General features: G+C 39.4%; 15 protein-coding genes. 3 read left to right on the top strand and 12 right to left on the bottom strand.

Annotated elements, in window-relative coordinates; translation table 11 throughout:
- Positions 1 to 42: 42 nt before the first annotated feature.
- From FFU37_RS00585 to FFU37_RS00550, 8 genes are all read right to left on the bottom strand, one after another.
- Positions 43 to 1,395, bottom strand: a complete 1,353-nt coding sequence (locus tag FFU37_RS00585; protein WP_138488429.1) for an SPOR domain-containing protein — start codon at positions 1,393 to 1,395, stop codon at positions 43 to 45.
- Positions 1,396 to 2,466, bottom strand: a complete 1,071-nt coding sequence (aroB, locus tag FFU37_RS00580) for a 3-dehydroquinate synthase (protein WP_024596026.1) — start codon at positions 2,464 to 2,466, stop codon at positions 1,396 to 1,398.
- 27 nt (positions 2,467 to 2,493) lie between these two features.
- The gene (gene aroK, locus FFU37_RS00575; RefSeq protein ID WP_004589350.1) at positions 2,494 to 3,012 is read right to left on the bottom strand and encodes a shikimate kinase AroK; all 519 of its coding nucleotides are present in this window, start codon (positions 3,010 to 3,012) and stop codon (positions 2,494 to 2,496) included.
- Positions 3,013 to 3,196: 184 nt separating this feature from the next.
- Positions 3,197 to 5,302, bottom strand: a complete 2,106-nt coding sequence (locus FFU37_RS00570) for a type IV pilus secretin PilQ (RefSeq protein ID WP_138488428.1) — start codon at positions 5,300 to 5,302, stop codon at positions 3,197 to 3,199.
- Positions 5,289 to 5,828 (bottom strand): pilus assembly protein PilP, encoded by a 540-nt coding sequence (locus FFU37_RS00565; protein WP_138488427.1) that lies wholly within the window; start codon positions 5,826 to 5,828, stop codon positions 5,289 to 5,291. The genes FFU37_RS00570 and FFU37_RS00565 overlap by 14 nt, the downstream gene beginning before the upstream one ends.
- Positions 5,825 to 6,430: a type IV pilus inner membrane component PilO gene (locus FFU37_RS00560; protein WP_024596028.1), complete on the bottom strand. Its 606-nt coding sequence runs from the start codon at positions 6,428 to 6,430 to the stop codon at positions 5,825 to 5,827. The genes FFU37_RS00565 and FFU37_RS00560 overlap by 4 nt, the downstream gene beginning before the upstream one ends.
- Positions 6,420 to 6,992 carry a PilN domain-containing protein gene (locus tag FFU37_RS00555; protein ID WP_138488426.1) on the bottom strand — a complete coding sequence of 191 codons (573 nt, stop codon included), beginning with the start codon at positions 6,990 to 6,992 and terminating at the stop codon, positions 6,420 to 6,422. The genes FFU37_RS00560 and FFU37_RS00555 overlap by 11 nt, the downstream gene beginning before the upstream one ends.
- Entirely contained in the window at positions 6,980 to 8,059 is a 1,080-nt protein-coding gene (locus FFU37_RS00550; protein WP_024596029.1) for a pilus assembly protein PilM, read from the bottom strand. The genes FFU37_RS00555 and FFU37_RS00550 overlap by 13 nt, the downstream gene beginning before the upstream one ends.
- 130 nt (positions 8,060 to 8,189) lie before the next feature.
- Between FFU37_RS00550 and FFU37_RS00545 the strand changes: the two genes are divergently transcribed.
- A complete protein-coding gene (locus FFU37_RS00545; protein WP_138488425.1) occupies positions 8,190 to 10,682 on the top strand; it encodes a penicillin-binding protein 1A in 2,493 nt (830 codons plus the stop codon).
- Positions 10,683 to 10,746: 64 nt separating this feature from the next.
- Here the strand turns inward: FFU37_RS00545 and metL are convergent, their stop codons facing one another.
- Together metL and metB are read right to left on the bottom strand one after the other, a co-directional pair.
- The gene (gene metL / locus FFU37_RS00540; RefSeq protein ID WP_138488424.1) at positions 10,747 to 13,092 is read right to left on the bottom strand and encodes a bifunctional aspartate kinase/homoserine dehydrogenase II; all 2,346 of its coding nucleotides are present in this window, start codon (positions 13,090 to 13,092) and stop codon (positions 10,747 to 10,749) included.
- A 482-nt stretch (positions 13,093 to 13,574) separates the two neighbouring features.
- On the bottom strand, positions 13,575 to 14,822 hold the full coding sequence (gene metB, locus FFU37_RS00535; protein ID WP_039485856.1) for a cystathionine gamma-synthase: 1,248 nt from the start codon (positions 14,820 to 14,822) through the stop codon (positions 13,575 to 13,577).
- 289 nt (positions 14,823 to 15,111) lie between these two features.
- On the opposite strand from metB, the gene metJ reads away from it, so the two are divergent.
- Positions 15,112 to 15,432, top strand: coding sequence for a met regulon transcriptional regulator MetJ (metJ, locus tag FFU37_RS00530; protein WP_002958371.1), 321 nt, complete (start codon positions 15,112 to 15,114; stop codon positions 15,430 to 15,432).
- A 66-nt stretch (positions 15,433 to 15,498) separates the two neighbouring features.
- Here the strand turns inward: metJ and FFU37_RS00525 are convergent, their stop codons facing one another.
- Positions 15,499 to 16,740: a malic enzyme-like NAD(P)-binding protein gene (locus tag FFU37_RS00525; RefSeq protein WP_002958370.1), complete on the bottom strand. Its 1,242-nt coding sequence runs from the start codon at positions 16,738 to 16,740 to the stop codon at positions 15,499 to 15,501.
- A 526-nt stretch (positions 16,741 to 17,266) separates the two neighbouring features.
- Positions 17,267 to 17,482: a 50S ribosomal protein L31 gene (gene rpmE, locus FFU37_RS00520; protein WP_002958369.1), complete on the bottom strand. Its 216-nt coding sequence runs from the start codon at positions 17,480 to 17,482 to the stop codon at positions 17,267 to 17,269.
- 230 nt (positions 17,483 to 17,712) lie between these two features.
- Here rpmE and priA point away from each other — a divergent pair, with 230 nt between their 5' ends.
- The gene (gene priA, locus FFU37_RS00515) at positions 17,713 to 19,899 is read left to right on the top strand and encodes a primosomal protein N' (protein WP_039485864.1); all 2,187 of its coding nucleotides are present in this window, start codon (positions 17,713 to 17,715) and stop codon (positions 19,897 to 19,899) included.
- Positions 19,900 to 19,910 lie beyond the last annotated feature (11 nt).

The raw sequence follows: 19,910 nt of genomic DNA, 5'->3' as shown, positions 1-19,910 counted from the left end.
TTCAATCTGGTGTTGCGCGATTTTACACTAAAGCAGTGTATTTTACTGATCAACGACTGCTATTTCTTGCTTTATTTTACTAATTTTTTTATAGAAAGGTTTATTTTTTCTAACCCCAGGGGGCAAAGTATCCATTGCTGATTTTGCCTCGTTTATACTCTCAAAGCTGCCAAATGTAACAACCCACCATATTTGGTTATTTCGCTTCGTTTGGTAAGTGTGTGCTTGCTGCTGTAGATTGAATTGAGCAATGAAATTATCGCGAACTTCCTGCTGAGTTACCGCTAATAATTGAATAACACTATTTGTATCTGCTTGCTGCATATACCAAATATTATCTTGGCTGATCTGAGTTTGCTCTGCTGTATTTACTTTCTCTACTTTTAGAGCTTTAGATACAACGTCACCTGCTTCACTGCTTTTGTTTTTAACGCTATTATCAATAGCATTGTCTAGTACCTTAACGGTATTTGCAGGTTCGGTAAGACTTTGCATGATAGCAGGCACATCATTAATGTGTACGCTCTCAAGCTCAATATCTGGCTCAACTACTTCAGGGTCATTTAAGGTAACTACTGAGTCATTTTGCTTTATAACCGGCTCACTTACTTGCTCTACAGATATTGCTGTATTTAGGACTTGTGTTTCTTCCTGCTGATAATATTGTTGCCACCACTGCGTCATATCAGACTTATAAAGCAGACCAATAATTAAAAGCATAATTAACAACATCAAAATCAATAAGTGCAATCGCCAAGATACTTTATCTTTAACGATAATATCGGCTATGTGCTCACTAGGTTGCCAAGCAAGCAATAAACTGGGGTTACCATGAGCCTCGGCTAAAAAAGTACTAAAAACAGGGTCTTCATCATAAGGTAAATCAGTAAAGTACCACTGCAATAACATCTTGCTTTCTCGAAGCGTTAGTGGCTCCAAGTAAATTTCGACAGCGTCATTTAAAGCAAGTTTAGACTGTGATGCAATTATGATATACAACGTATTAGGGCTATTTTTAGAAAGCAGCTCAAGCTCAATTAGTATCTCTTCAGATAGTTGCCTACCGCCATCAAGCACCCATAAACAAGGTGCGCACTGCTGTTGCTCAAGCAGCTGGTAATAGTTTTCAGGTAAACTTAAATTATGATCAACCAAAGGGGAATTAAAGCTTTGCTCTAATAAATCGCTCATTAGCTGAGCGTCAGTCATTTGTGCACTTACTTGCACAAACGCTTTATTAAAGTCATTGTATTTATCTGTAATGAAGGTTTCGAGCATATAACTTTTACCTAGCCCCGATGTGCCAAGTAAAACTATTAAATTTTGTCCGTACTCAAATTGCAGTGCGATTCTATCCACCAAAGCCGCACGGCTTGGTAAAATTTGTGACTGCATTTACTGCTCGATTAAGTCTCTAACTTGGTCATCAGAGACATCATCAACTAATGCACACTGGCCAAATTGGGTAGGTAGAATAAAGCGTATAGTGCCTCTTTTATTCTTTTTGTCTTTACGCATATGCGTTAGGAACTGCTCGCTAGTCATTTGCTTTGGAATTTCTGTTGGTAAATTATATAGCTCAAGCAGCTTAATAATTCGATCAACTTCACTTGCGCTCAAATCTTGGCGTGTCTTGGCAAGTTTAGCTGCTAATACCATGCCTGTTGCAACAGCTTCGCCATGTAACCAAACGCCGTAGCCCATTTCTGCCTCAATTGCATGGGCAAATGTATGACCTAAGTTTAATAAAGCACGTAAACCATGCTCTTTTTCATCTTGCGCAACTATAAGTGCTTTTATTTCACAACATCTAAAAATAATATGCTGTAAGCACGTTTCATCTAGTTGCTGCAAATTAGCTACGTTTCGCTCTAAGTATGCAAATAATTCGGTATCGTAAATCAGACCATACTTAATTACTTCAGCCATACCTGCTGCAAACTCTCTTGCTGGTAGGGTGTGTAATGTTTGTGTATCAATAAAAACCGCTTGAGGCTGATAAAATGCCCCTATCATATTTTTACCTAAAGGATGATTTACTGCCGTTTTACCACCTACCGATGAATCAACCTGTGAAAGCACTGTCGTTGGTATTTGAATAAACGGTACGCCGCGCTGATAACACGCCGCTACAAAACCAGTTAGATCACCTATAACACCGCCACCTAACGCAATTAAGCACGTATCTCGGCCACAGTTATTTTGGAGTAAAAATGCTGATATTTTTTCAAACCATTCAAGTGATTTATATTGTTCACCGTCAGGAATAATAAAAGATAGCGGATTTTGATCTGCTAATGAGTCAAGTAACGCTTGTAAATATAAAGGCGCTATTGTGTCATTAGTAATGATGATAGGCCGACAATCACCAATATGGTGAACCAGGCGGCCATTATCTTGAAGTGCAGATTGCCCAATATAAATAGGATAACTTCGCTCGTCCAAATTAACTGTTAATTTAAGCATGCTTAGTTATTTCCTTATTATTGGTTTTTAAAAATCTAATTTCTCGATGATTTGGTTAGCAACAACTTTAGCGCTTTGCTCATCGGTACGTACAACAAAATCGGCAACTTCTTTGTATAGGGGCTCGCGTTCTTCTGCTAAGCGCTCTAGTACGTTACGAGGTGCTTCTTCAGTTTGCAGTAATGGGCGACGCTTGTCGCGTTGCGTGCGTGCAACTTGCTTTTCTATAGGTGTCTCTAGGTATACAACGATACCTCGAGCCGAAAGCTTGTTTCGAACTTCTTTGCTCATTACTGAACCACCACCGGTAGCAAGTACAATACCTTGCATCTCGGTTAAATCGCCAATAACAGACTCTTCTCGAAGTCTAAAGCCTTCTTCACCTTCAAGATCGAATACCCATGCAATATCTGCACCTGTGCGGCGTTCGATTTCTTGATCAGAATCAACAAATTCAAGGTGTAATTGGTCAGCGATGTGACGACCAATCGTGCTTTTGCCAGCCCCCATGGGGCCAACTAGAAATATATTACGTTTCTCAGCCATATCTTTTAGTACAAACAAACTCTAAAATTTGAAATAAAACCCCGCCTAACGACCTGGCCCCAAAATTAAGGAGGGGATTATCTCAGTAATTGCAGGGGTATTTCAAGTCAATTAGAATAAAAAGCCATATAACGAGCAATTAATCTAAATAATCACCCGTTGGTTAACATAAAACCACTGTATTTTAATCAATTTGTATTTTCGGTGTCACGAAAATAAGTAATTCACGCTTTTCATTAAACTCACTTGTGGTTTTAAATAGTCTTCCTACGTAAGGAATGTCACCTAAAATTGGCACTTTACTCGTAGTATTAATGATTTGCTGTTGGAAAATACCACCGAGTACTACGGTTTGGCCATTCTCGACTAACACTTGTGTTTGAATTTCTTGAGTATCAATAGACACCGCTTCACCAGTACCTGTTTGTACGGTATCACCACGTGTATCTTGAGTAATAATTAAATCTAGAATTACTTTATTATCAGGTGTGATATGAGGTGTAACTTCTAAGCTCAGTACCGCTTTTTTAAAGCTTACGGTAGTAGCACCGCTTGAAGCTGACTCAGTATAAGGAATTTCAGTACCTTGCTCTATTCGGGCTTTTTGCTGATTAGCCGCTATGATACGTGGACTAGCAATAATCTCACCTTTATTCTCTTCCTCAAGCGCACTTAGTTCTAAATCAATCAGCGTACCGTTAGCCAGTTTTGCTATGTGTAAGCCAATGCTAGCCGCAGGGTTAGTTATAGGTAAATTTACATTTAATCGGTCTGAAATACTTGGTGCATCTGAAGTAGATGTCGCATTATAAATACCTTCTGCACCTTCAAGAGAGCCTGAAATACCAACACTACTGCCTTGGTCACTAAAGCCCCAGCGTACGCCTAAGTCTTCGGTAACGTTATCGCGTACCGTTACCATTCGAGATTCGATTACAACCTGCTGTACTGGAATATCGAGCGTTTCTATCATGCGGCGGATATTTTCTATACTCTTAACAGTATCTTTTACTAACAATGTATTTGTACGTTGATCAACAGATACACTACCACGGGCAGTTATAATACTGTTTGTATCTGTTTTTAATAAGTCAGCAAAATTTTCGGCTTTAGCATAGTTTAATCGGATGTATTCACTATATAGAGGCTCTAAGTCTTCAACTTGCTGTTTAGCTTTTAAATCTTTGGCTTCACGCGCTGCAAGTTCTTCTGCAGGCGCTACCATTAATATAGAGCCATCCATGCGCTTATCTAGCCCTTTAATACGTAGTACTACGTCAAGCGCTTGATCCCACGGTACACCATCTAGGCGCAACGTTATATTGCCCGTTACTGAATCACTGGTTACTAAGTTAAAGTCGTTGTAACCCGCGATAATTTGCAATGCTGCACGCACAGAGATATCTTGAAAATTTAAGGTCATAGGGCGACCTTGATACTCAACCCCACCATCTAAGTACGCATTTTGCGTTTCATCTTTTTCTACTGTCAACGTTAAAATATTATCTATTTGCTGATACGTAAACGTGAACTGAGCATTAGGTTCGATAACAACACGACTTAAACCATCTTCTTTAAAAGTCTCGATATTACTGACAACAGTTCCAAAATCTAATACATCTAATTCATAAAGTAGATCGTCTAAAATATCGGTGTGATGAAAGTCAGCGTAAATTTTCCCGCCACTTTCATGGACTTCAATTGCAGCTTGAGTGTCTTGTAAAAATACAAGTACTTTTGCTTCACCCTTCTCACCACGTCTAAAATCAATTGACTGGATACGGTTAATGTAATTTCCACTTACATCACCTGAATCCATCACTACATCTTCATTTTCAGGTTCTGTAAGAGGGTTATCAGAGACACGTATCGATACTAAATTGTTATGAACTTCAGTCTCATAAATTTTTAATCTATCTAAGTTTACCGTTACCTTTAAACCACTGTTAGTTAAAACATTAGTAACACTGCTAATTCCAGCTTGATTAACTTCAACATCATTTAAACCAACCTCTAACTCTGCAGTATCAAAAAACATTTCGATTCGGGCTGGGCTATTAAACACTTGAACTTTTGGTTCAAAGGTTAACTCTTCATCAAAAACAAGCTGTAATTCAGTTTCGCCTTTAAGTAATGGATTATAACGAACATCATAAAGCAATGGCCCAGCTATGGCTGAGTTTACAGTGACTAAAGCAACAGCAGCCAGTAATGTCCGTGAAATACGATGAAGCCAAAGTACATCCTTATGCATCCTATTTTTACCTTTTTTATTATTAATTTGCGCCATCTGTTGCCGCCTCTAACATTTCTAATTTCGTCAGGCGCTCTTTCCAACAGCCAGACCCATCAGGGATTAATTCCACTAATTCTATATAGTCGTTGCTTACTCTTTTTACTTTGCCATCATAACTACCAAGATAATTCCCTACCGTTACGCGGTGCAAAGTGTCATCTGTTGCTGTAATTAATGCCCATATTTGTCCACTAGAGCCAATTGTGCCTTTCATTGCTAAATTATCTAGCGGGTATTTCTCTAACGGTTCGCGGCGGCGCTCTTGATCTGGGTGCAAACAGTTTTTTACTTGCGTTAGTTTATTTTGAATAACCTCAGGCTGAGGCGCTACAAACGGGCTGCGTAGCTGACCAGCACTGTACTCAAATATTTCAAACTTTGTCAGTTCAGGAATCGTCTCAACCTTTGGTGTGGTGCTTGCTTTTACCTGATCAATAAATTCTTTTTGCTCAGAAGTGTCATCATTACAACCAGCTAAAACAAATGCTATAGCTAAAGGTACTACGCGAAGGAGTTTCATTTTTTAACCCCTTCTTCATAACGATATGTTTTTGCAACAACACTGAATGTTAACTGTTTATCGCCCGATGATAAAATAGAAAAGTCATGTAAGCTTACAATTCGGGGTAACTGGGCCACTTTACCTACAAACTCACCAAACTCATGATAACTACCTATTACTTCGATTTTAATCGGCAGCTCGGTATAAAATTCTTTCTCAACTTCTGGCAGCCAACCTATTTTTAAAAAAGTCAGACCACTCGTTGTCCCAACATATGATAAATCATCAAGTAAACCAGGAGTTTCGTTAGAAGTGGGTAGACGCTTTAATAGCTGTGAAAACTTATCTTCCATTTCAATCATTTGTTGACGATATATTTCAAGCTTGCTCGCTACTGCATACTTAGTTCGATAAGTTGTTCGTAGTTCAACTTCTTTTGCCACGGCACTATGGTAGCTGTCAATTTCATCAGAAACTAATAGGCTATAACTAAAAAACAATACAAGGCCCGCAACAAATGTGCAGCAAATTGCTTTAACAGCAATTGGCCAATCACCAATGTTATCAAGCTCTATTTCATTCCAATCAATTTCACTCAGTGCTTTAAAATCAAGGTTCATCGCTAACCTCACCAATTTTATCAAATGGTTTTACATAAAATTCCATATTAAAATCACTAAGTAAACGCGAAGATTGATCGCCTGCAACAATGCCCTGCATTGAAGGATTCTCTAGTAAATATGAGCTTTGTACTTGGCGGAGCATTGTTGATAGGCGATTATTAGATTCACTACGTCCTAAAACATGTATTTGGCTGCCTTTGCGCTCCAATTTTGTTAAATAAACACCGCCAGGTACTATTTTGGCAACTTCATCCATTATTTGCGTACCCAAATTACGGCTGCTTTGCAATTCTTCAATGAGCCTCATACGCTGTTGTAAATTTTCCTTTCTTTTATCTAAGCTTCGTATTTCACTTATTTTTTTATCTAGCATGCTAATTTCTGAGCTTAAATAATTATTCTTTAAGTTTTGACCGTCTTTTAAAGCGCTATAAAAAGAGCTTAATAAGTACATACTTACAAAACAAAGTATAACGACACCAACAAGTATAGTTACAAATTTCTTTTTCGATTCTTCGCGTTGTGATTCACGCCAAGGCAGTAGATTTATATGTGGCATGTTGAAAAACTCCTTAATGCCAACCCTGTTGCAATTGCAAACTGCGTTTTGTGACGCTGCATTATATTACGGTCTACCTTTGGGGAAATTTCCATATTTACAAAAGGCTCTGCAACAACTGAGTGGATACCGAGTTCTTCAATAAGCAATCGGTCGATACCTTTTATCATCGATGTACCGCCCGTTAATACAATATAATCTATTTGCTCTTTACCGCTGGTTGTTAAAAACATTTGCACAGCTCTGCGAACTTGTTGAAGTAACGAAGTTTGAAAAGGGGCTAATACTTCAAAGGTATAGTTTGGCGGTAAATCACCTGATGTTTTGCCTATTTCGGCTTCATCAAAGCCTTTATTATAATAAGCAACAATACTATTTGTATATTGATCGCCACCAAAAACTTGGTCACGGGTATAAATGGTTTCCCCAGCTTGCACAACACTCACAAGCATTAAAACTGCGCCAATATCGACCACAGCCACACACTTATTAAATGCATCGCTAGGTAATTGTTGATAGTAAACGTCCATAGCACGGCTCAATGCGTAGCTTTCTACATCTACTATTTTGGCCTCTAAATTTGCGGCTTCTAAAGCGCCCACCCGTGCTTCAACACTCTCAGTACGAGCAGCCGAAAGCAAAACATTCATTTTGCTAGGATCGGCCTCATTCGTCGAAAGCTTCTCAAAATCGAGGCTCACTTCATCAAGGGGGTAAGGGATTAAACTATCAGCTTCAATTTCAATTTGCGATTCAAGTTCAGCATCTGTTAACGATACATCCATGAAGATCACTTTTGTAATAACTGTTTGGCCAGAAACAGCCACTGCAGCAGATTTTAACGACTTCGGTAATTTTTTTCTTAATTTTGTAATAACGTTACCAATCGCTTCAATATCTTGGATTGTGCGCTCACTCATCGCACCTTTTGGCATCGGCTCAATTGCAAGTGCTTCTAGTCGAAATCCAGTTTCAATTTCACGTAAAAGCACCGCTTTGATAGAGTGCGATCCAATATCAATTCCTACCATCATCGGGGACGGTTTTTGAAATAGTTGACTTAGCATGTTTCAACTTGGCCTTTGTTTTAATAATAAACAAGTTATAATTTTTATCTGAAAAAATATTATTCATTTTTTAATCAATATATACTAGCAGTCAAAACTCGCAATTGGGAGTCCATTTAGGGAAATATAAGTGATTTTATTAAAACGAACTTTACAATTTTTTATCATTTGTGTGTTAATTGGTCTGATCACTTTGGTCAGTCTTTATTACTACGTTAAACCTGATATCCCCAGTGTGCAAGTTTTAAAAGACGTGCAATTACAAACTCCTATGCAAGTATTCACAAAAGATGGGCTTTTAATCAATCAATTTGGTGAAAAGCGTCGTATTCCAGTGACTATTGATGAAATTCCTCAAACCCTCATTAATGCATTTTTAGCGACAGAAGATAATCGATTTTACGATCATATAGGCATAGATCCTATAGGTATTGTACGTTCGGCTATTGTTCTTATATCTACCGGCGAGAAAAAACAAGGCGCAAGTACTATTACTATGCAGCTTGCTCGTAATTTCTTTTTAACTCGCGAAAAAGCATATATTCGTAAAGTTAAAGAAATATTTATAGCGCTACATATCGAAGGTGTATTAACAAAAGACGAAATTTTAGAGCTTTACCTTAATAAAATAGAATTAGGTAATCGCGCTTTTGGTATTGGTGCTGCAGCACAAGTTTATTACGGTAAGGAGTTAAAAGATTTAACACTTGCACAAATGGCGATGATTGCAGGTTTACCGAAGGCCCCTTCAGCTTTAAACCCAATTCGTAACCCAACGCGTGCAAAAGCACGCCGAAATGTTGTATTAGGGCGTTTATTAACTGAAAATTATATTACTCAAGAAGAATATAACGAAGCAACGAGCCAACCTATCACCGCTTATTTTCATGGTGCTGAAATAAATTTATACGCCCCATATATTTCTGAAATGGTGCGCGCTGAAATGGTCTCGCGTTATGGAATAGATAAAGCTTACAACTCAGGTTTTAAAATTTTCACCTCGGTAGAGTCTAAAGTTCAAAAAGCAGCGCAAAACGCACTTGTAAACAACTTACATAATTATGATATGCGCCATGGTTTTAGAGGACCAACAGATGTTTTATGGGACCCTGAAACACAACCTGCTTTAACTGAGCAACAAATACTCAATAAATTACAAAGCGTAAATGAGTTGGGTACTTTGAAAGCAGCAGCCGTGCTTAGTGTTAATGACAAAACAGCGTCGGTATTACTTAAAAGTGGCGAGCGCACAACTCTTACTTGGGATAACTTAAAATGGGCGCGTAAATATATTACTCGTTACCGCCAAAGTTTTGCTCCAAAAGCAGCTACAGATATTTTAACGCCAGGAATGCAAATATGGGTGCGTAAAAATGAAGATGACAGCTACTTACTAAGCCAAATACCAGAAGCATCAAGTGCTATTGTGTCACTCGACCCACAAGATGGAAGAATTAAAGCTATTGTAGGTGGTTACAGCTTTGAACAAAGTCAATATAACCGAGCGGTACAAGCAAAGCGTCAAGTAGGTTCTAATATAAAACCTTTTATATATTCAGCAGCACTTGAAAAAGGTTACACGCTTGCGTCTATATTAAACGATGCTCCTATAAACCAATGGGATAAAAGCCAAGGCGTAGCATGGCGCCCTAAAAACAGCCCTGCTGTATATAATGGTCCGATAAGAATTCGCCGTGCCTTAGCACAGTCTAAAAACGTTATTTCGGTGCGCTTACTACGCGGCGTTGGATTACAACGTACAGCTGATCATTTATTAAAGTTTGGCTTTAAAGATTCAGACATTAATCGCAGTGAATCATTAGCACTGGGTAGTGCTTCCATTACTCCACTTGAACTTGCCCGTGGGATGAGTGCATTTGCCAATGGTGGCCACTTAATTGAACCTTACTTTATTTCAGAAATTCAAGATGCTTACGGTAATGTATTGTTTAAAGCAAACCCTGCCCTTGCCTGTGACGAAGAGTCTTTACCAACACATAATGAATTCTCACTTCATAATAGTAGTGCTGATGTGGAGCCAACAAAAAAATGTGCACCGAGAATTATTTCTAAGCAGAATGCATTTTTAATTGCTGATGCAATGCACAGTGGTATTTGGGGCGGCGGTAGTTGGGCCCATAAAACGGGTTGGAGTGGTACAGGTTGGCGCGCACAAGCTTTAGAACGTCGTGATCTTTCGGGTAAAACAGGCACAACTAACGATTCTGTAGACACCTGGTTTAGTGGTTTTAACAGTAAAGTAATGACTTCAGTGTGGGTGGGCTTTGATAACCCAGGTAACGCTCTTGGCCGTTCTACGTATAATAACAACTTAGATAGCAGCCAAATATCTGGTGCTGAATCGGGGGCTAAAACAGCGCAGCCTGCATGGATTGAATTTATGAAAGCCGCACTTGAGGGAACACCTGAAGCGCCAATTGAGCCACCTGAGGGGCTTGTTTCGATTCGTATTGATTTAGCCACTGGTTTGCTAAGCCACAAAAATGACTACACCAGCCGCTTTGAATACTTCGAAAAAGGCACTGCACCGACAAAGTATGTGCTATCTCAGCCTAGCGATATATTTGAAGAAGACACAAAAACCGAAGAAGAGCTATTTTAATAATATCTCTGTAATACAAAAAACGGCAGCTTATTTAAGCTGCCGTTTTAATTTAAATAATCGCTTATTTTAAGTTTTGAACAAGCCAATATAAGTCAGAGTGTACACCCGCAGCGGTTACTTCTTTCCCAGCCCCAGGCCCCTGAATCACAAGCGCGTTATCACTATACCATTTGCTATTAATTACAAAAATATTATCGCCAGGTGTAAGGTTTGCTAACGCATCTCCATTGGGCACATACGTAATTCCTACTTTAGCGATAACTTCAGTTTTTGTTATATCTAATAGGCCTGTGTATCTCAGTACTGAGTTATTAGCTTTTGCTGTATCAGCATGCTCTTCAATGAATGCATCTAGCTGGGCTTTATTGTTTAGAAAGTATTCCCAGCTTCCTAGCGCAAGCTCGCCGGGCATTAATGCCGATAAGCTAATATCATCAAGCTCAAGCTCTATACCTAACTCTCGGGCTAAAATAAGTAACTTACGCTGCATATCTCGTCCAGATAAATCCTCGCGAGGGTCAGGCTCTGTGAACCCCATTTTCTGTGCTTCTAATACCAACTCAGAAAAAGCAGTCGTACCATCATACTTACTACATAACCACGAAAGCGTACCCGAGAATACGCCTTCAATACGCGTAATTTTATCACCACTATTTTGCAAATCAGCCAAAGCAAAATTGATAGGTAAGCCTGCGCCTACACTTGTATTATATCGCCAATGTAAATTACGTTCGCCAAGGTTACTACGAAGTGCTTTATACCAAGAAGTCGGTGCTGTACCTGCATATTTGTTAGCACTAATTAAATGACAATCTCTGTCTACAAAATCTGTATATAAAAAGCTAAACTGCTCACTTGCGGTAATATCAATTAACACTTTATGTTCGTAGTCAAGCTCGCTTATCGCATTAAGTAAATCCGCAGCTTCATAGCTATTCGCCTCATGCTGCCACTGCGTTTTCCATTGCGGTATATTTATGCCACTTGCATTAAATAACATATGTTTAGAGCGAACCAGCGCTACCAATTTAATACTAAAGTCGTCTGATAAACGCTCAAATTGTGCCGATAACTGCTCAATAAAAGCATCGCCTACATTGCCAAGGCCCGCAACTATAACGGCTATTTCTTGGCCTTTATTGATTAGCTTATCGTGTAAGGCGCTTTGTATATCGCTATCTATAAATTGGTCTGTTAGTAATAAAACATAACCATTATCTTGATGCACAAAACGCGGCTTTATAGTCTGCTCAGCTAATAGTTCTAAAGCTTGCAGTTTAAGTACGCTAACGTCTTGCTCAGGGGCAACAATTGCACAGCCATTTAAATTTGACTCACTAATATTAGCTCTACCAGCAAAGTAATTAATAACTTGATATGTTTGGGCAGCCGGTACTACTAAATACACTTCACCATTATGGTTAAAATGATGAAGGCTATGCTGAATAAGCTGACTAACGCTTGCGACCTCACCTTCACTTAATCCTTCAACCATTAACAGATCAACATTTTGCAGCGTGGTTATAAAGCGCTTTTTCTTTACTGAACCTTCTTTTACTATATCTGTTGGGCTTGCTTGCACATCAAAACTACTACGAACAGCTAGCTTAATATCGCTGTTTTTAAGTGGCGATAGTGTTTTTGCATGTAATACAGGGTTACCCAAACGAGCTAATAAATTAGCTTGCCCGCGACAAATTTTGCCGTATTTAATCGCTTTTTTTACCTTGCGAGGATCAGTGCTAAACACTCCCTGTGTATCGGTCCAAATACATACTTGCTTAGCATTACAGTAATTAGCAAGTAGTGTTGCACTATAATCGCTACCGTTGCGTCCAAGTGTTACGGTCTCACCTTTCGTATCAGCGGCAATAAACCCAGTAACAACATTTATCTTATTAGGCAAAATTGACTGTCGACATTGCTGCGCATTTTGCGCATGCATTAATTCACCATCGTTTAAGGTAAAAAGACTACGGGCATCTTGAGCACACGCCTCAATATTTAACTGCTGTAAATAAGTAGCGAGTAAACGTGCTGACCACAGTTCCCCATGCGCAAGTAACGCAGCCTCTTTTAGCTGCTCAGCTTGAGCAAGTTCTGCAATATTACTAAGCTCGGTATTTAGTGTTTTAAGTGCGCTGCGCTTTAAATCAGCTTGTAACAACTGCTCAATTAAATCGCTTTGATGGTTATTTAACTGCAGTAAAATATCAGCGACAGCTTGCGTGTCTTGCAGCTGATAACTTTGCCACAACGACACAAGTGTATCTGTAGTTTTACCTGCAGCAGACACTACAACACAGTCGCCCGGCTGAGTATGCCCTATAATTATTTTAGCTACGCTTTGATAGCGCTCACTAGAGCTTAAGCTTGAACCACCAAATTTATGTACACAATTGACCATATTTATACCAATTCGCTTAATTAAGTTGTCTATTTTGAGGTAAGAAAACCGTATCGATAACAAGGCAAAAATTTCGTTATTTAGTTGTTCTATATTAGGAATTTTTAACGATGTTATCGTGCGGTTTAATCCCTCAAATTGATTAGGGCGTGTTGATCTTTGTGGATTGAAATTTGTTCAATCCAAGGAAGATTAAATCGCGGCGCGAGGTTTGTAACCTAGTGGGCTAAGTAAAAACCGAGCAAAGCTTCCGCGTCCTGCTCACGCCCCTTACCTACATCCATGTAGGCAACAAAGAGTTAATCGTCCCTAGAAAGAACCCAAAGGGCAGCGCATGTTTGGTATTTATGCTGCGTTATCGCCTATTCATGGGGAATAACCACACTACATAGGCTCCGCCTTGCCTAAAAACCAAACATACTGCTGCAAATTCACCCACCAAAGATCAACACGCCCTAGGTATTATTGCGGATTGGTATTACTTACCAAAGCGCTGGACGGGCTGCACTTAATTTAACGTTTCCACCAGAAGTGCCAGCACCTTTGCCTACACGGCCAACATTTTTATTTTGCCCTGGTTTTACAAGTTCAAATACTCGTTCAAAGTCAGCTATTAAATCGTGTATATCTTCAATCCCAACCGAAATACGAATAAGCGTATCGCCCACACCCGCTTCTAAACGTGCCTTTGCCTCCATGCCTGCGTGCGTCATAGTTGCGGGGTGACAAATTAAACTCTCTACGCCACCTAGTGACTCAGCTAAACTAAACGTTTTAAGACTAGTTAAAAATGCTGCAGCGTCGTTTATATCGCCTTTAATATCAAAACTAACCATGCCACCAAAGCCAAGTTGTTGTGCTTTAGCAAGTTCATGTTGAGGATGCGACTCAAGTCCAGGATAGTAAACTTGGCTTACAAAATTGGAGCTTTCAAGGTACTTAGCTATTGCTAGCGCATTTTCTTGGTGCTGCCTTAAGCGCACATTTAAAGTACGTAGACCACGAAGCGTTAAATAACTATCAAAAGGGGCGCCCGTAATACCAATATTATTTGCCCACCAAGCAAGCTCATCACCAAGCTCTTGTGTTGCAGCAATAACAGCGCCGCCCACTACATCTGAGTGCCCGTTAATATATTTAGTAGTTGAATGCACCACAATATCTACACCAAACTTAATAGGGTTTTGTAAGGCAGGAGACAAAAACGTGTTATCTGCGGCAACCAATGCACCGCATTGCTTAGCAACATCAGTAACCGCTTTAATATCGGTTAAACGAAGTACTGGGTTACTTGGAGTCTCTATCCAAATAAGCTTAGGTTTAATTGCTAAAATTTGTTGAAGGCTTTCTTCTTTTGTTAAATCTAATACTTCAAGCTTCAATAGTCCGCGTTTTTGTAATGATGTAAATAAACGATAGCTACCACCATAACAATCATGTGGAATTACTAACGTGTCGTCACTGTTAAGTAGCTGAGTAGCTAAATGCACGGCAGCCATACCAGTGGCCGTAATTATGCCACGAGCGCCGCCTTCAAGCTTAGCAAGCGTCTCTGCTAAAATATCACGATTAGGGTTACCACTGCGCCCATAATCATACTCACGCTTGGTATCAAAGTCGGCAAACGAATAAGTCGTTGATAAATAAATTGGCGGCACCACTGCACCATGATGTTTATCAGCATCAACGCCGTTACGTACAGCAATGGTCGCTTTGTTTTTTTCGCTCATATTCGTCACCTGATTAATTTGGATGTTTAGACGTCTAAAAGAGTAAGTTATCCGTTTTAATAAGTCAAAGCATTTTAAAGCTCTAGATGGCTAAAGTTAGGAGAGGCGTTTGCTAGTATCACATTTTAGCTCACAAAAATGAGCTTATTTTTACATCCCAAATAGGCTTATTAAGATAGATCGGTATCTATTATTTGACTATCTTTTTTAAATCGATAGAATTTCACGCATATTTACACGCTTTTTATACCGTGTGAGAAATTAATAATCTGAGGCAACGATACATCTTATGGCTAAATGGAATGGTGAGTATATTCACCCATACGCAGAACACGGGAAAAAATCAGAGCAAGTTAAAAAGATCACCGTTTCGATCCCGCTAAATGTATTAAAAGTTTTAACGGATGAGCGTACGCGTCGTCAAATCAACAACCTTCGCCATGCAACAAATAGTGAATTGCTATGTGAGGCGTTTTTGCATGCCTTTACTGGTCAACCTTTACCAAATGACGATGACTTACGTAAAGACAACGCAGAAAAAGTACCAGAAGAAGTCAAAAAGATAATGCAAGAAATGGGTTTAGAAGTGCCTATTTTAAACGAAGAATAAATCGTTACCTTTTTAATCAAAAAACCTCAGCATTGCTGAGGTTTTTTTGTTTAAGCGTTATATATATTACGCCATATAATTTTCAGGTAAGTCAATTTGCGCAACACCCGACTCTACCGCAGCAAGTGCTACAGCTTTAGCTATACGCGGTAGTAAACGCGGATCCATTGGTTTTGGAATAATGTACTGCGCACCAAACTCTAGCTTATCTACGCCTGCGGCTTTTAAAACTTCTGCAGGTACAGGCTCTTTGGCAATACTACGAATAGCCTCAACTGCAGCAATTTTCATTTCATCGTTAATCGCGCTTGCACGTACATCAAGTGCACCACGGAAAATAAACGGGAAACATAAAACATTGTTAACCTGGTTAGGGTAATCAGAGCGCCCTGTTGCCATAATTAAATCGTTGCGTGCGCCGTGAGCAAGTGCAGGATCGATCTCTGGATCTGGGTTTGAACATGCAAACACGACCGGTTTTTCTGCCATTAGTTTTAAATCTTCGGCAGCTAACAAGTTAGGACCCGAAACACCAACAAACACATCAGCATCTGCAATTACATCTTGCAATGTGCGTTTATCGGTATTGTTAGCAAAAAGCTGTTTATATTCATTTAAATCATCGCGACGAGTATGAATAACACCTTTGCGGTCAAGCATATAAATGTGTTCACGCAGTGCACCACACTTAATTAACAGTTCCATACACGCAACTGCAGCAGCGCCTGCACCTAAACATACAATTATTGCATCTTCAATTGATTTACCTTGTACTTCTAGCGCATTTAACATGCCGGCAGCCGTAACAATGGCGGTGCCGTGTTGGTCGTCATGAAAAACAGGAATGCTACAACGCTCTATTAATGCTTTTTCAATTTCAAAACACTCTGGTGCTTTAATATCTTCAAGGTTAATACCACCGAATGTGTCAGCAATATTGGCCACCGTGTTAATAAAGTCTTCTGTTGTTTTGTGCTTTACTTCAATATCAATAGAATCAAGCCCTGCAAAACGTTTAAACAATAACGCCTTGCCTTCCATTACGGGTTTAGACGCTAAAGGACCTAAATTACCCAAGCCGAGAATTGCAGTACCATTAGTGATAACCGCAACCATGTTACCTTTACCGGTATATTTATATGCATTTGCAGGATCTGCGGCAATTTCACGTACAGGCTCAGCGACACCTGGGCTATAAGCTAGGGCTAAGTCTTGAACTGTTTCAGCTGGTTTTGTTAGCTCAATGCTAATTTTACCAGGTACGGGATGTGAGTGATAATGTAGTGCTTGTTCACGAAAGTCAGACATAACGCGATGGTATCCTGCAATTTAAGTTAAAGTGAGAGGTGGAGTCTTGGGGTACGATACCCTTATTATTTTTAAATTCCAAGCAATATCAGGTCTATCCTGTTATATGCTATATCCTTTAATTTTAAGAGGTTTTTCAGTAACTTTGCAGGATTATATAAACATTTGATAAATAAAAATTCACCAAAAAAGTAAGTTTTGAGGTGCGTTTATGTCTACTACAATATTAAAAAAATGTATGTTTAATGCATCATCATAAACTTAAAATAACAGCCTACTACACTACTTTAAAAACAGATAAGCCCACGTTAGCTACTTTTATCAACCTAGTTAAAATTTGTACTATTTAAAATATAGAGAATATCTATCAATTTGTCTGTAAAGGTTTATGCATACTCAGAATAAGAATAGGAAATAGTTATGCAAGGTGTGATGTAGCTCGAGCAAGCTAAATATGATAAGAAGTGGTAAATTTTAGACACAAAAAAAGCACCCTAAGGTGCTTTTTTTAACTAAACAGCAATAATTACTTCTTGCTGCTAAGTGCACCGAAGCGCTTGTTGAAGCGATCAACACGGCCGCCAGTGTCTAAAATCTTTTGCTTACCAGTGTAAAACGGGTGACACGCAGAACATACGTCTAAGTGAATGTCTTTACAAAGAGTTGAGCTAGTTTCGAATTTGTTTCCGCATGAACATGTTGCAGAAATTACTTCGTACTTAGGGTGAATACCTTCTTTCATAGGAACCTCTAGTTAAGGCCGCATCGCTCTCCAAACCCGAAGTCTGGCACCATACGTCGTTAAAACAAATTTGTTGGTGGCGGATTTTATCCAACAACCTTCCCCTGCACAAGTATTTATTTATCTTTTCGCTAAAAAAGTGAACAATCTCTTTCTCAAGTACTATTGCTAGTAGGTTTTTAGCGGTATTTTTAGTACATTACAGCATTAATTTTACGGGTTGAGTTGTTATGAGTTTTGTTGAAGTTGCTATTAAAGTCCCGCTTCCACGCACCTTTGATTATAAAATAGAAGAGCAGCTCAGTGGCTTATCAACCCCAATACTACCGGGCATGCGGGTTTTAGTACCTTTTGGTAATCAAAAAAAAGTAGCTGTTGTTCTGGGCATTAAAAACAGTACCGACGTCCCTTTAAATAAAATTAAGAATATTATAGAGGTAATAGACGATACCCCTATTTTAAGTGCCCAACATTTAGAACTCCTTAGCTTTACTGCCCGCTATTATTGCTATCCCTTAGGCGAAACTATTCACATAGCGCTACCGAGTGCACTTCGCCAAGGTGAATCGCCAGATAAAACCAGTATTAACATGGTTGCTCTGACAGAAAAAGGCGCAAAAGTACCGTCATTAAAAGCCAAAACACAACTCAATTTATTAAAGCAGTTATCGCAATCGGGGAAATCATCGTTAACCGAATTAAAAGCTCTTGGCTTTAGCAAAAAAACAATAGATAGCCTAATAGATAAAGAACTCATTACGCAAACTATTGAACATGATAACCAATGGCAAAGCGTTGCACCAACTGTCGGAAGTAAACCTGTACTTAATAAAGAACAAGCGGTTGCTTGTACAGCAATAAATCAAAGTAGTGGATTTAGCAGCTTTTTATTAGAAGGCGTAACGGGCAGTGGTAAAACAGAAGTGTATTTACAGTGCCTAGAAGAAGTACTCAAACGTGGCGAGCAAGCATTAGTATTAGTGCCAGAAATAGGCTTAACACCACAAACTGTAAACCGTTTTCGTCGCCGCTTTCCTGATACACCCATTATGCTTTGGCATTCAGCCCTTACCGACAACGAGCGATTACAAACATGGCGTTTTTGCGAAAAAGGCAGTTGTGCAATAGTTATAGGCACACGTTCGAGTATTTTTCTGCCATTTTTAAAACTCGGTATGATAGTTGTCGATGAAGAGCACGATTCATCATTTAAGCAACAAGATACCCTTCGTTACCATGCTCGTGATTTAGCTGCATACAGAGCTTTTCAGCATAAAATACCGCTTATATTAGGCAGTGCTACACCCGCACTTGAAACACTTCACAAAGCAATTAATAACAAATATCAGCTACTAAGTTTAACCGAGCGCGCGCAAACTGCGACAGATAACCAATTTAAGTTACTCGATATGAAAGGTCAGCCCGACCAAGCAGGTATTGCACATGCAAGCCTTGCAACTATGCGCCAACACTTAAATCGCGGTAAACAGGTTATGGTTTTTTTAAATCGTCGAGGTTTTTCACCCACTCTTATTTGCCATGAATGTGGCTGGCTAAGTGAATGTAAACGCTGCAGTACCAGCGCCACATTTCATAAAGCGATTGGCCAAATGATTTGTCATCACTGTGGCGACCAGTACCCTGTTCCTCACCAATGTCCTGATTGTGGAAGTACGCAAATATTTCCAAATGGCAAAGGTACAGAGCAAATTGAAGAGTTTTTATCGACCGAGTTTCCAGATACACCCGTTACTCGCATAGACCGCGATTCAACTCGCCGTAAAGGCAGCCTTGAAAAAGCACTAGATGAAATAAACCTAGGCGGTGCACGCATTTTAGTTGGCACACAAATGCTTGCCAAAGGCCATCACTTTGCAGATGTAAGCCTTGTTATAATTTTAGACGTAGATAGCGGTTTATACTCATGCGACTTTAGGGCGACAGAGCATTTAGCACAGTTAGTTACTCAGGTCGCGGGGCGAGCTGGGCGTTCAGGGGAACCTGGCCAAGTATTATTACAAACACACTTTCCAGAACACCCACTTTTACAAGACTTAGTTAATAATGGTTACCAAGACTTTGCTCGCTTTGCACTGAGTGAACGCGATGATGCAGACTTACCACCCATTACAAATATGGCTATTGTCCGTGCACAAGGACACAGCATTAAGCTAGTCGTCGATTTTTTGACGGATTTGGTTCCTGTGAATGGGGTATCTGGTATACAATTGCTCGGTCCGATCCCTGCTCCACTTGAAAAAGTCGCAGGTATGTATCGTTTTCAATTACATATTCAAGCGCAAGATCGCCGCATATTACATCAGTACCTTGCGCAAATGGTTGATTATTTAAGTTCAAGTAAACTTGCACAAAAAGTACGCTGGAGCTTAGACGTAGACCCTATAGACATGATTTAGGTTAAGGCCAA

The organism is Pseudoalteromonas distincta (genome assembly GCF_005877035.1).
GTDB lineage: Bacteria > Pseudomonadota > Gammaproteobacteria > Enterobacterales > Alteromonadaceae > Pseudoalteromonas > Pseudoalteromonas distincta.
The sequence above is the reverse complement of the archived record's forward strand: the minus strand, read 5'-3'. Positions and strand labels throughout refer to the sequence as shown.

Bases quoted from the DNA above. Each gene is read 5' to 3' on its own strand.
- FFU37_RS00585 (WP_138488429.1), bottom strand. From the start codon at position 1,395: ATGCAGTCACAAATTTTACCAAGCCGTGCGGCTTTGGTGGATAGAATC.
- aroB (WP_024596026.1), bottom strand. From the start codon at position 2,466: ATGCTTAAATTAACAGTTAATTTGGACGAGCGAAGTTATCCTATTTAT.
- aroK (WP_004589350.1), bottom strand. From the start codon at position 3,012: ATGGCTGAGAAACGTAATATATTTCTAGTTGGCCCCATGGGGGCTGGC.
- FFU37_RS00570 (WP_138488428.1), bottom strand. From the start codon at position 5,302: ATGGCGCAAATTAATAATAAAAAAGGTAAAAATAGGATGCATAAGGAT.
- FFU37_RS00565 (WP_138488427.1), bottom strand. From the start codon at position 5,828: ATGAAACTCCTTCGCGTAGTACCTTTAGCTATAGCATTTGTTTTAGCT.
- FFU37_RS00560 (WP_024596028.1), bottom strand. From the start codon at position 6,430: ATGAACCTTGATTTTAAAGCACTGAGTGAAATTGATTGGAATGAAATA.
- FFU37_RS00555 (WP_138488426.1), bottom strand. From the start codon at position 6,992: ATGCCACATATAAATCTACTGCCTTGGCGTGAATCACAACGCGAAGAA.
- FFU37_RS00550 (WP_024596029.1), bottom strand. From the start codon at position 8,059: ATGCTAAGTCAACTATTTCAAAAACCGTCCCCGATGATGGTAGGAATT.
- metL (WP_138488424.1), bottom strand. From the start codon at position 13,092: ATGGTCAATTGTGTACATAAATTTGGTGGTTCAAGCTTAAGCTCTAGT.
- metB (WP_039485856.1), bottom strand. From the start codon at position 14,822: ATGAGCGAAAAAAACAAAGCGACCATTGCTGTACGTAACGGCGTTGAT.
- metJ (WP_002958371.1), top strand. From the start codon at position 15,112: ATGGCTAAATGGAATGGTGAGTATATTCACCCATACGCAGAACACGGG.
- FFU37_RS00525 (WP_002958370.1), bottom strand. From the start codon at position 16,740: ATGTCTGACTTTCGTGAACAAGCACTACATTATCACTCACATCCCGTA.
- rpmE (WP_002958369.1), bottom strand. From the start codon at position 17,482: ATGAAAGAAGGTATTCACCCTAAGTACGAAGTAATTTCTGCAACATGT.
- priA (WP_039485864.1), top strand. From the start codon at position 17,713: ATGAGTTTTGTTGAAGTTGCTATTAAAGTCCCGCTTCCACGCACCTTT.